The sequence below is a fragment of the Paraburkholderia sp. SUR17 genome (assembly GCF_029536165.1).
GTDB lineage: Bacteria > Pseudomonadota > Gammaproteobacteria > Burkholderiales > Burkholderiaceae > Paraburkholderia > Paraburkholderia kururiensis.
This window is the reverse complement of record NZ_CP120508.1, coordinates 2,363,062-2,375,186: the sequence shown is the minus strand read 5'-3', so window position 1 is coordinate 2,375,186 and position 12,125 is coordinate 2,363,062. Positions and strand designations below refer to the sequence as shown.

Below are 12,125 nucleotides of genomic sequence, written 5' to 3'. Positions count from 1 at the left end.
GCATGAACGCACCGGCCTACCAGGGCATCAAGGACTTCATCCTTGCGCGCATTCATGCGGGCGAATGGGCGGAGGGCCACCAGGTGCCGTCGGAAAACGAGCTTGCGCGCGAGTTCAAGGTGGCGCGCATGACCGTGAACCGCGCGCTGCGCGAACTCACGGCCGAACAGGTGCTCACGCGCGTGCAGGGCGCGGGCACGTTCGTCGCGCGGCCCAAGTACGAGTCGACGCTCGTGGCCATTCGCAGCATCTCCGACGAAATCGCCGCGCGTGGCCATCGCTATCGTGCGGACGTACTGCTGCTGGGCGCGGCCATTGCCGACGAAACGCTCGCGCCTGAGATGGAGATGAAGCCCGGCAGCCCGGTGTTCCACTCGCGCGTGCTGCACTTCGAAAACGACGAGCCGGTGCAACTGGAAGAACGCTGGGTGAACCCCGCGGTGGCGCCCGACTATGCCTTGCAGGACTTCACGAACACCACGCCGAACCAGTACCTCGTGCGCGTGGCGCCGCTGCAGCGTGTGGAATACCGCATCGAGGCACTCGCTGCCGACGCCGCCACGCGCGCGCTGCTGACCATGGAGGAAGGCGAGCCGTGTCTCGTGCTGCACCGTCGCACGTGGTCGAAGGGGCAGGTGGCGTCGGTGGCCAACCTTTGGCATCCGGGCAGCCGCTACCGCTTTACCGGTCACTTTTGAGCGGTGCTTGAGCGACACAAAGGCCGCATCGAGCATTGCGCATCGAGCCGAACCGAAGTCACTGAACTGAACGAACCCGCCTGAGCCGAACCGAACCTGAGAGAGCCGACATCATGAACGACCCGAAGCACATCGATCCGCGTTTCGATCCCACCCGCACCATTCGCGCGCCGCGCGGCAGCGAACGCGTCTGCAAGAGCTGGCTTACCGAAGCCGCGTATCGCATGATCCAGAACAATCTGGATGCCGAAGTGGCCGAGCATCCGCACGCGCTCGTGGTGTACGGCGGCATTGGCCGGGCCGCGCGCAACTGGGACTGCTTCGACCAGATTCTGGCGTCGCTCAAGGACCTGAACGACGACGAGACGCTGCTCGTGCAGTCGGGCAAGCCGGTGGGCGTGTTCCGCACGCATGCCGACGCGCCGCGCGTGCTCATTGCGAATTCGAACCTCGTGCCGCACTGGGCCACGTGGGACCACTTCCACGAACTCGACCGCAAGGGCCTCATGATGTACGGCCAGATGACGGCGGGCAGCTGGATCTACATCGGCTCGCAAGGCATCGTGCAGGGCACCTACGAAACGTTCTTCGCGGTGGCGAACCAGCATTTCAAGGGCGACCCGAAGGGCCGCTGGATTCTCACGGGCGGCCTGGGCGGCATGGGCGGCGCGCAGCCGCTCGCGGCCACCATGGCGGGCTTCTCGATGATCGCCGTGGAATGCGACGAGACGCGTATCGACTTCCGCCTCAAGACGCGCTACGTGGACCGCAAGGCGAAGACGCTCGACGAAGCGCTCGCGATGATCGACGAGGCGAAGCGCACGGGCCAGCCGGTCTCGATCGGCCTGCTCGGCAACGCTGCGGACGTGTTCGCCGAACTCGTGGCGCGCGGCATCACGCCGGACTGCGTGACGGACCAGACGAGCGCGCACGATCCGATTCACGGCTACTTGCCGCAGGGCTGGAACATCGAGGACTGGCGCGAGCGCCAGAAGACCGACCCGCAGAGCATTGTGCAGCCCGCGAAGCAGTCGATGGCGCACCAGGTGCGCGCGATGCTCACGCTGCAGCAGCGCGGCGCGGCCACGCTCGACTACGGCAACAACATTCGCCAGATGGCGCTGGAAATGGGCGTGCAAAACGCGTTCGACTTCCCGGGCTTCGTGCCGGCGTACATCCGGCCGCTTTTCTGCGAAGGCAAGGGGCCGTTCCGCTGGGTGGCGCTGTCGGGCGACCCCGAGGACATCTACCGCACCGACGCGAAGGTGAAGGAGCTGATTCCCGACGACGCGCATCTGCACAACTGGCTCGACATGGCGCGCGAGCGCATCGCGTTCCAGGGGCTGCCGGCGCGCATCTGCTGGGTGGGCGTGAAGGATCGCTATCGCCTGGGCCTCGCGTTCAACGAGATGGTGAAGAAGGGCGAACTGAAGGCGCCCGTCGTGATCGGCCGCGATCATCTGGATACGGGGTCCGTGGCGAGCCCGAACCGCGAAACCGAAGCGATGAAGGACGGCTCGGACGCCGTGAGCGACTGGCCGCTGCTGAACGCGCTGCTCAACACCGCGGGCGGCGCGACGTGGGTTTCGCTGCACCACGGCGGCGGCGTGGGCATGGGCTTCTCGCAGCACGCGGGCGTCGTGATCGTTTGCGACGGCACGGACGCAGCCGCGAAGCGCATCGAACGCGTGCTGTTCAACGACCCGGCCACGGGCGTGATGCGTCACGCGGACGCCGGCTACGAACTCGCGCAGCAGACCGCGCGCGAAGTGGGCCTCAAGCTGCCGATGCTGGGCCGGTGAGGGCTTCGGCGTGCAGCCCGCGGATCGCAATCGCCTCGCCATGAACGACATCACGCTGGTGCGTGCCGCGACGCTCGTCGCGTCGCCGTGGAGGAACGGCGGCGGCGTGACGCGCGAAGTGGCGGCCGCGCCGGAAGGCGCCGGCTTCGATACGTTCGCGTGGCGCGTGAGCATCGCCGACGTGGCCGCGGCCGGGCCGTTCTCGCGTTTTCCGGGCATCGATCGCACGCTGGTGTTGCTCGCGGGCGCGGGCATGCTGCTCGACGCGCACGCTGATGACGCATCCAGCACGACGTACACGCATGCGCTCGGTGAGCCGCTCGACGTCGCGCGTTTCGCGGGCGAGGCCCGCATCGACGCAAGGCTCGTGAACGGTCCCACGCGCGACTTCAATCTGATGGTGCGCCGGGGTGCGGCCACGGCGAGCCTCGACGTATGGCGCGGCAACGTGCAGCGCGAGCTTTCGGGCGACACGGTGCTGCTGTTCTGCGCGGTGGGCCCCATGCGCGTCACGCTGCGCGGCATGGCGCCTGTCGAACTTTCGACCGACGACACGTTGCGCGTGGACCGCACGCAAGCTTTGCACGTCAGCGCCGAAGGCGAGGGCGCGCTGCTGGCCGTGACGGTGCGGCATGTCTGACGCGGCGCGCCCTCGCGCGTTCGCGCGGGCCGCCGGGCGCCCCTCAATCCGAATCCGACGAACTCCAGGAACGCCATGAACCGGACTGTCTGGCATCACCTGAATCTCTGCCCGCAGGGCGACCCCGGCGAGTCCATCGCGGATGCGGCGCTCGCTGTGCAGGACGGCACGATCGTATGGCTCGGCGCGCGCGCGGCCTTGCCTGCCGAATACGCGGCGTGGCCGCGCGAAGATCTGGCCGGCGCGTGGGTCACGCCGGGACTCGTGGATTGCCACACGCATCTCGTCTATGGCGGCCAGCGTGCCGACGAATTCGCGATGCGGCTTGCGGGCGCGAGTTACGAGGAGATCGCGCGTCAGGGCGGCGGCATCGTCTCGACGGTGCGCGCCACGCGTGCGGCGAGCGAAGACGCGCTCTACGCGGCCGCGGCCGCGCGACTCGAACCGTTGCTCGCCGAAGGCGTGACGGCCATCGAGATCAAGTCGGGCTACGGCCTCGACCTCGCCAGCGAGCGCAAGACGCTGCGCGTGGCGAGGCGGCTGGGCGAGCGCTATCCCGTGACCGTGTACACGACGTTTCTTGGCGCTCACGCCTTGCCGCCCGAGTTCGCGGGCCGCGCCGACGACTACATCGACGAGGTCTGCCACAGCATGCTGCCCGCACTCGCGGACGAAGGCCTGGTCGATGCCGTGGACGTGTTCTGCGAGCGCATCGGTTTTTCGCTCGCGCAGAGCGAGCGCGTTTTCGAAGCCGCGGCGCGGCACAACCTGCCCGTGAAGATGCATGCCGAGCAGTTGTCGCTCTCGGGTGGCGCGGCGCTTGCGGCGCGCTACCGTGCGCTTTCGGCCGACCATCTCGAGTTCCTCGACGAAGCCGGCGTGATCGCGATGAAGGAAGCGGGCACCGTGGCCGTGCTGCTGCCGGGCGCGTACTACTTCATTCGCGAAACGCAGTTGCCGCCGCTCGATCTGCTGCGCCGCCACGGCGTGCCCATGGCCATTTCGACGGACAGCAATCCGGGCACGTCGCCCGCCACGTCGCTGCTGCTCATGATGAACATGGCGGCCACGCTGTTTCGCATGACCGTGCCCGAGGCGCTGCAAGGCGTGACGCGCCACGCGGCGCGTGCGCTCGGCAAGGCCGACGTGCACGGCGCGCTCGCGGTGGGGCGGCGCGCGGATTTCGCGGCGTGGCGCGTCGATACGCTCGCGGAACTCGTGTACACGATGGGGCGTCCGCTGTGCGCGCGTGTAGTGCGCGGCGGTGCGACCGTTTATGAGCGGCCCGCGTATGGCGTTGCGCGGCACGAACTGCCCTTCGGGCGCTGAACCGCGCAGCGCCTTCGACACAGACAGGCCCGCGAGCTTTTACGATCAAGCGCCTCACAAGGCACACCTCACCATGACACAGCAATCCCTGTTCGCCGCGCACGCGTTCCTGCCCGACGGGTGGCGCCGCAACGTCCTGCTGCAATGGGACAGCAACGGCACGATCACGGCGATCACGCCCGACACCTCCGCGCCCGCCGACGTGCCGCACGCAGCGGGCCCGGTGTTGCCCGGCATGCCGAACCTGCACTCGCACGCATTCCAGCGCGCCATGGCGGGGCTCACCGAATATCGGGCCAACGCCACGGACACCTTCTGGAGCTGGCGCGACCTCATGTACCGCTTCGCTGCGCGCATCACGCCCGATCAGTTGGCGGCCATCGCGCGCTGGCTCTATGTGGAGATGCTCAAGGCGGGCTACACGTCGGTGTGCGAATTCCATTATGTGCACCACGCCGAAGACGGCGCGCCGTATGCGAGCGTGGCCGAACTCGCGCAGCGCGTGGTGGGCGCGGCACATGAAACCGGCATCGGCATGACGATGCTGCCCGTGCTCTATCAGTACAGCGGATTCGGCGCGAAGCCTGCGCGCGAGGATCAGCGCCGCTTCATCAACACGCCCGAGCGCCTGCTTGCGTTGCTCGACGGCTTGCGCCGCGCGTGTCCCGAACATGCGGGCCTGCGCTACGGCGTGGCGCCGCATTCGTTGCGTGCGGTGTCGGAGGCGTCGCTGCGCGAAGTGCTCGAAGGGCTCGACGCGCACTTTCCCGGCGCGCCCGTGCATATCCACATCGCCGAGCAGACCGCCGAGGTGCATGCGTGCCTCGCGACGGAAGGCGCGCGCCCGGTGCAATGGCTGCTCGATGGCTTCGACGTCGATGCGCGCTGGTGCCTCGTGCATGCCACGCACGTCGATGCGCACGAGGTGGAGTCGCTGGCGAAACGCGGCGCCGTGGCGGGGCTCTGTCTGACCACGGAGGCCAATCTGGGCGACGGCATTTTCCCCGCGCACGATTACCTCGCGGCGGGCGGCCGCTTCGGCGTGGGGTCGGACAGTCACATCGCAGTGGACTGGCGCGCCGAATTGCGGCTGCTCGAATACGGGCAACGTCTCGCGCGGCGCGAGCGCAACGTGCTGGCGTCGGCTCAGGTCACGCACGTGGCCGACCGGCTCTTCGCCGATGCGCTCGCCGGCGGCGCGCAGGCCACGGGCCGCGCCGTGGGTGCGCTCGAAGTGGGGCGCCGCGCCGACTGCATCGTGCTCGACGGCGAATACGCGAGCATCGCGGGGCACGAGCCGCGTGCATGGCTTTCGGGCGTGGTGTTCTGCGAGCACGGCGAATCGCCGGTGCGCGACGTCTACGCGGGCGGCGCGAAGGTGGTGGAAAACCGCCGCCATCGCGACGAGCAAGAGGCCTATGCGCGCTACCGCGCAGCGCTCGCGGCGTTGTTGCAGTAAGGTGCCCGGTAAGTTGCCAGGTAAGTTGGCAGGTAAGTTGGCAGGTAAGTTGCTGCAATGAGCGAGCGCAATTGAGCGGCAGACGTGAATCGCCGAAGCAATCCGCGCATGCAGCATGACCTGCGCAAGTCTCCCATGCTGCGCATCCACAGCTGCGTGTTTGCGCACTTCGCCGTTACTGGACCGACATGAACGCTTCCTCAATCCCAACCGTTGCACCGGTTTTTTCGCTGCAACGCGGCAGCGCGCCGCTGCTGATCTCCATTCCGCACCTGGGCACGCGCATTCCCGACGACATTGCGGCCACCATGACGCCCGCCGCGGCGCGCGTGGACGACTGCGACTGGCATCTGGACCGTCTGTACGCGTTTGCGAAGGCACTGGGCGCGTCGATTCTCACGCCTGTCTACGCGCGCTACGTGATCGATCTGAACCGCCCGCCCGACGGCGCGAGTCTCTATCCGGGCCAGGACACCACGGGGCTTTTGCCCGTGGACACGTTCGAGAAGGCACCGCTCTACCGCGATGGACACCTGCCCGACGACGCCGAAATGGCGCGGCGCCGCGAGGCGTACTGGCGTCCGTATCACGACGCGCTGAAAAACGAACTGGCGGCTTTGAAGGGGCAGCATGGCCGCGTGCTGCTGTGGGAGGCGCATTCCATCCGTTCGCACGTGCCGCGATTCTTCGAGGGACGTCTGCCCGATTTCAACTTCGGCACGGCGAACGGTGCGAGCGCGCTGCCCGGACTTGCCGAGGACATGGCCGTGCTCGTGACGCAGCACGGCGGCTATACGGCGGTGGCGAACGGCCGTTTCAAAGGCGGCTACATCACACGCGAGTACGGCAAGCCCGCCGAGGGGGTGCACGCCATCCAGCTCGAACTCACGCAGATCACCTACATGCAGGAGCAGATGCCGTACGCCTACGACGAAACGCGCGCGGCACAGGTGGCGCCGCTCATCGAGTCGCTCGTGAAGGCGGCGCTCGCGCGGGTAACGGCGTAATGATGGCGGGCTGCTGAGCGGCGCGCCGATCGTCGGTCCCTGCCGGGCGGTTGCGTGCCGCACCGCAAAACGGCTACCCTTTCACGACGAAGCGCCGCGCGGACCTGCAGGAGTGTGACCCCGAGGTATGACCCCGAGGTATGACCCCGAGGTGTGACCCTGAGGTGTGACCCTGAGGTATGACCCCATTGCGCGGGCGCCCAGCCTCTTTGGCAAAAACCTGGACGGACCCACATGGACGACCCAGCAATGGACGAATCCGGTGAATCGCTGCTTCCGGTCTGGCGTGCCAACCTCGTGCTGCTCACGCGCAAGGTCGGCGCGGCGACGCGCCTCGCGCGCATGATGACGTTCTCCGAGTCCTATCTCAAGCTCATCCTCGCGGGCCAGCGCGACTTCAGCGACGAGTTCGTGCGCGGTGTGGAGGCGGTGACCGGCTTACCCGCGGGCTGGATGGACGCGCCCCGCGAAGACGCCGACATTCCCGACGACACGCGCGCCTCCATCGACAACGAAATCCCGCACGCGCGCTTTCGCGGCACGGCGGCGCCGGTGCGCAAGAAGTCGGTGCTGCGCGCGCCCGAGCCCATCTTCGGCCAGCCCGCGCCCGCGAAGCGCGACGACCCGCCCGCCGACGTCGAAGCGCATCGCCGGCTCGCCGGTCTGCGCAAGGTGCGCGAGCTTGCCGTGCAGGACGTGAAGCGTATCGAGCGGCATCTCACGCTGCTGCCTGTCGAGCATGCAGCGTTGCGTACCCGCATCGACGACGTGATCGCCGCCGCCGACCCCGACGCGCGCGTGCGCGCCGATCTCGCGGGGCGGCTCGAGCAGATCGAGAAGCATCGCGAGTTGCTGCTGCGGCATGTCGAGAAGCTGCATGCGTTGCTCGCGCGGGTGGGCGAGAGCGAACCGTGACGGGCCGACGAACACGCGCCGCGCCGGCACATCGATCGCGACGGCGTGGCCCGCTTCAGCGCCTCAATCCTGTCAGGATCTGTTCCGCGAGGAAGTCGCAGGGCGGCCGGTTCGAACGGCCGCTGCGCGCGAGCACGATTTCGAGTTCGGGCAGCTTCGGCAGACCCTGCGCGCGGCCGAGTTGCGTGAACGCCTCTGGCACGGCGCAGCGCGCGAGCGGCGCAATCGCAAGACCCGCGGCCACCATGCTGCACAGGCCCATCAAGCTCGGGCTCTCGTAGGAGGTGCGGTAGGGAATGCGGGCCCGCTCCAGGGCGCGCAACGCATTCGCGCGTGCGACGCTGCCCGTGCCGAACACGGCGATGGGCAACGGCCTTTCCTTCCAGATTTCACGGCCTGTCGTCGTTGCTGCCGCAGAGCCTGCCAGGCCCGAACCTATGCGGCCTGGACCTACGCGGCCCGGACCGGCCCACACCATCGGCTCGAAGCGGATGAGTTCGCCGGGCAGTCCCTTCATGCGCGTCACGCAGGCGAGATCGATGCGATTGTCCTTGATGAGCGGGGCGAGCGCGTGGCTCGGCAGCCCGATCACCTGGATCTCCACCTTCGGCCAGCTTGCCGAGAACTGGCGCAACACGGGCGGCAGCAGCGACGACGCGTAGTCGTCCGGCACGCCAATCGACACGCGCCCCTTCACCTCAGGGTGCGCCATCGACGCCCAGGCTTCGTCGCGCAGCGCGAGCATGCGGCGCGCGTAGCCGATCAGCATCTGGCCGTCCTGGGTGGGCACGGCGTTGCGCGGGCCGCGTACGAACAGCGTTTTGCCGAGCGACGTTTCGAGCGAACGGATCTGCATGCTCACCGCGGATTGCGAGCGATGCACGAGCGTGGCGCCGCGCACGAAGCTGCCCGCGTCGGCGACGGCGACCACCATCGCGAGTACATCGAGATCGAGAGCCTTCATGAGCGGGAAATCGGGTTGGATAACGGAGAAGGGCGTTGAATCTGCCATCAGGAAATCTGATTGCAGCGTTCAATATAACGCGTTTGCCTGAATCCGCCGGCGACTTGCATACTGGCCCGGTCCTGACAACGTGCCGCTGCCGCGGCGGGAGACCGATGCAATGCCGATGAGTTACGACGAGTTTCGCCAACGGGGCATGCGCCTCGACATGTCGCGCGGCAAGCCCGCGCCCGAACAGCTTGCGCTTTCGCAGGCGCTCGTGGACGACGCGCCGCGCGCAGGCTGGCTGTCGCGCGACGGCATCGACTGCCGCAACTATGGGTACTTGCCTGGTCTACCCGAGGCGCGCGAATTCGGCGCGGCGTTTCTCGGCGTGCCTGCAGCGCAGGTCGTGGCGGCGGGCAACTCGAGCCTCGAACTCATGCACGACGCGATCGCCTTCGCGATGCTGCGCGGCATGAGTGGCACGAGCGGCGCAGCAGGTTCGGCCGGTTCTGCCTGTTCAGCCCCATGGCGCGCGCAGGGCGACGTCGCGTTCCTGTGCCCCGTGCCCGGATACGACCGGCACTTTGCGATCTGCGAGGCGCTGGGCATTCGCATGGTCAGCGTGCCCATGCAAGACGACGGTCCGGACATGGACGCGGTCGAACGCGAACTCCGTCGCGACCCCGCCATCAAGGGCATGTGGTGCATGCCGCTCTACAGCAACCCGAGCGGCGCGATCTGGTCGGACGCGACGATCCGGCGCCTCGCCGCGATGCCGGCCGCGCCCGATTTCAGGCTCTTCTGGGACGACGCGTATCGCGTCCACCACCTCACCGGTACGAAGCACGAGACGCTCGACGTGATCCGCGCCTGCGCCGAGGCGGGGCACCCCGACCGCGCGCTCGTGTTCGCGTCGCTCTCGAAGGTGACGTTCAGCGGCGGCGCCGTGGCGTTTCTGGCATCGTCGCCGCGCAATGTCGAGTGGTGGCAGCACTGCGTATCGGTGCGCACCATCGGGCCGGACAAGCTCAACCAGTTGCGTCACGTGCGCTTTCTGCCGGACCGCGCCGCGCTGGATGCGCTCATGGCGCGGCATCGCGCGCTGCTGCAGCCGAAGTTCGATGCGGTGCTGGAAGCGTTCGGCGAGCGGCTGGCCGGCGTGCCCGGCGTCACGTGGACGCGGCCCGCCGGCGGCTACTTCATCAGCCTCTACGCGCCGCATGGGCTCGCGAAGCGCACGGTTGCGCTCGCGGCCGAGGCGGGGCTCGTGCTCACGCCGGCAGGCGCCGCGTTTCCGTACGGGCGCGATCCGCACGACACGCATCTGCGCATCGCGCCGTCGTTTCCTTCGCTCGACGAGGTTCGGCTCGCGGCGCAGGGCATTGCGGTGTCGCTGCTGCGGGCGATCGACGAGGCGCGTGATTGAAGCGGTGGGCTTGAAGTAGGGTGAACGAAGCGGTGCATCCGACGCACCGCGCAGCCATTCAGCCTCGCATGCGTGTTGCGACGAAATCGCCGCCCACTTTCCACGTCGCGCCGTCTACGTCCAGCGACGTGCCGGTCCAGCGAAACGTGTCGGTCGTGATGTCGGTGAAGTTCCAGCGGATCGGCGTGCCGTCCGTGCGTGTGCCGATCTGCACGATGTCGTTGCCCACGCGGCGGCCGATCAGCTCGCTGCGCTGGCCGTCCACAGGGTCGATCCACGTGACGCGCCATGCCCGCAGCGCGGCGTCCCATACGCGCAGCGTCGTGCCGTAGCCAAGCGGGCCCGCGGCTTGCGTGTCGCGCGTGCGGCCTTGCCATTCGCTTCGCGCGGGAAAGATCCAGACGTCCTGAATCGCGCGGCCGCCCAGCACCCGGCCGAAGTGCGCCTCGGCCTTCATCGGTGCGGTGCGCATGTCGGTGCGCATGTTGGTGCGGTAGTGCAGCACCTCCAGCGTCCAGCTGCCCAGGAGCCAGCCGTAGAGGTCGTCGCTTGCGGCGATGTCGGCAGCGCGCGCTCGTGCGCCGAGTGCGGGCCACAGCGCGCCCTCGCATGCGTCGACGCGCAGCGGATTCATTGCGTGCGAAGCGGAATCGAGGCGCGTGGCCTCGGCGTTCTGCGGGCTCATTCGGCAGTCTCCTTGAGGGTGCGTGCCGGGCGTCACGCCGGCCGCGTCGATGTGCTAAAAACGAGCATACGAGACCTCGCGGGGGACTTCCTGGTGAAAATTGCGGCGGATCTGCAGCAGGCACTGGCGATGCGCGCACGCGACGGCGCGGCCGGCCGCACGACGGCGCGCCACCTGGCGGCGGCCGAGGGCTGGCGCGTGGACGACGTGCTCTGCACCTTCGGCCCGCGCGATCAGCCGTTCGAGGAACGGCACGGCAGCGTTTGCATTGCGGTCGTGGCGGCGGGGTCGTTCGGCTATCGGTCGGAAGCGGGGCGCGAGCTGATGACGCCGGGTTCGCTGATGCTCGGCAACGCCGGCGCCTGCTTCGAATGCGGCCATCGCCATGGGGCCGGCGACCGATGCCTGTCGTTTCATTACACGCCCGCATGGTTCGAACGGCTCGCCGCCGACCTCGGTGTGCGCAGCGGCAGCCTGGCCTTTCGCGCCACGCGCGTGCCGCCCACGCGCAGACTCGCGCCGGTGGTTGCGCGGGCGATGGCGGGCGCCGCGGCACCGGCCGGCGTCGCCTGGCACGAACTCGCCGTGCAGCTTGCCGCGGCCACGCTCGCGGTGATGAACGAGCACGAGAAGGGACGCGCCACGTCCCATGCCTCGCGCGGCACGGCCACGGCGTGGTCGCGGGTGGCGCAGACCGTGCAACTCATCGAAGCGATGCCGGGCGAAGACCACACGCTCGCCACGCTTGCCGCTCGTGCCGGCGTGAGCGAGTTCTACTTCCTGCGCACGTTTTCGCAGGTGACGGGCATCACGCCTCATCAGTACGTGCTGCGCACCCGTCTGCGGGCCGCGGCGCTGCGCCTGCGTCGCCCGGAGGCGGGCGGGACGACGGTGCTCGATATCGCGCTCGATTGCGGCTTCAACGACGTCTCCAATTTCAATCACGCGTTTCGCGCCGAGTTCGGCATGAGCCCGCGCGCCTGGCGTGCCGCGTCGCAAGGCCCATCGGCGAGCGTCAGTGCCGCGGACGCGGTCACGGCAGAACCGCCCGGGACGCCGCGCGCATGAACCGCGCGCCGACGATGCCGACGCCGCATGCGGCCGCACGGTCTCGCGCCGGCATGGCATCGATGCCACGTTCTGCGGGCCTCTTCGTGTGCGCCTTCGTGCGCTCCTTCGTGCGTCCGTTCATGCGTCCATTCACGCGCGCGCTCG

At 68.5% G+C, this 12,125-nt stretch carries 11 protein-coding genes; 9 read left to right on the top strand and 2 right to left on the bottom strand.

The annotated features are described in order from the left end of the window. Positions 1 to 2 precede the first annotated feature (2 nt). From hutC to P2869_RS10345, 7 genes are all read left to right on the top strand, one after another. Entirely contained in the window at positions 3 to 698 is a 696-nt protein-coding gene (hutC, locus tag P2869_RS10375; protein WP_017776434.1) for a histidine utilization repressor, read from the top strand. Between the two features lie 113 nt (positions 699 to 811). Beyond that, positions 812 to 2,500 carry a urocanate hydratase gene (gene hutU / locus P2869_RS10370; RefSeq protein ID WP_126876186.1) on the top strand — a complete coding sequence of 563 codons (1,689 nt, stop codon included), beginning with the start codon at positions 812 to 814 and terminating at the stop codon, positions 2,498 to 2,500. Positions 2,501 to 2,540: 40 nt separating this feature from the next. Continuing rightward, positions 2,541 to 3,140, top strand: a complete 600-nt coding sequence (locus tag P2869_RS10365; protein WP_277596394.1) for a HutD family protein — start codon at positions 2,541 to 2,543, stop codon at positions 3,138 to 3,140. A 75-nt stretch (positions 3,141 to 3,215) separates the two neighbouring features. Further along, positions 3,216 to 4,469 (top strand): imidazolonepropionase, encoded by a 1,254-nt coding sequence (gene hutI / locus P2869_RS10360; protein ID WP_277596393.1) that lies wholly within the window; start codon positions 3,216 to 3,218, stop codon positions 4,467 to 4,469. Positions 4,470 to 4,542: 73 nt separating this feature from the next. Then, on the top strand, positions 4,543 to 5,928 hold the full coding sequence (locus P2869_RS10355; RefSeq protein ID WP_277596392.1) for a formimidoylglutamate deiminase: 1,386 nt from the start codon (positions 4,543 to 4,545) through the stop codon (positions 5,926 to 5,928). Positions 5,929 to 6,116: 188 nt separating this feature from the next. Then, positions 6,117 to 6,935 (top strand): N-formylglutamate deformylase, encoded by an 819-nt coding sequence (gene hutG, locus P2869_RS10350; protein ID WP_277596391.1) that lies wholly within the window; start codon positions 6,117 to 6,119, stop codon positions 6,933 to 6,935. A gap of 249 nt (positions 6,936 to 7,184) precedes the next feature. Next, on the top strand, positions 7,185 to 7,850 hold the full coding sequence (locus tag P2869_RS10345) for a hypothetical protein (RefSeq protein WP_017776440.1): 666 nt from the start codon (positions 7,185 to 7,187) through the stop codon (positions 7,848 to 7,850). A gap of 55 nt (positions 7,851 to 7,905) precedes the next feature. Here the strand turns inward: P2869_RS10345 and P2869_RS10340 are convergent, their stop codons facing one another. After that, positions 7,906 to 8,814, bottom strand: coding sequence for a LysR substrate-binding domain-containing protein (locus P2869_RS10340; protein ID WP_277596390.1), 909 nt, complete (start codon positions 8,812 to 8,814; stop codon positions 7,906 to 7,908). Between the two features lie 160 nt (positions 8,815 to 8,974). Here P2869_RS10340 and P2869_RS10335 point away from each other — a divergent pair, with 160 nt between their 5' ends. After that, complete coding sequence (locus P2869_RS10335) at positions 8,975 to 10,225, top strand: aminotransferase class I/II-fold pyridoxal phosphate-dependent enzyme (protein WP_017776442.1); 1,251 nt, start codon at positions 8,975 to 8,977, stop codon at positions 10,223 to 10,225. A 58-nt stretch (positions 10,226 to 10,283) separates the two neighbouring features. Here the strand turns inward: P2869_RS10335 and P2869_RS10330 are convergent, their stop codons facing one another. Then, the gene (locus tag P2869_RS10330) at positions 10,284 to 10,910 is read right to left on the bottom strand and encodes a hypothetical protein (RefSeq protein WP_277596389.1); all 627 of its coding nucleotides are present in this window, start codon (positions 10,908 to 10,910) and stop codon (positions 10,284 to 10,286) included. 93 nt (positions 10,911 to 11,003) lie between these two features. Here P2869_RS10330 and P2869_RS10325 point away from each other — a divergent pair, with 93 nt between their 5' ends. Then, positions 11,004 to 11,978 carry an AraC family transcriptional regulator gene (locus tag P2869_RS10325; RefSeq protein ID WP_277596388.1) on the top strand — a complete coding sequence of 325 codons (975 nt, stop codon included), beginning with the start codon at positions 11,004 to 11,006 and terminating at the stop codon, positions 11,976 to 11,978. The last annotated feature ends 147 nt before the right edge of the window (positions 11,979 to 12,125 follow it).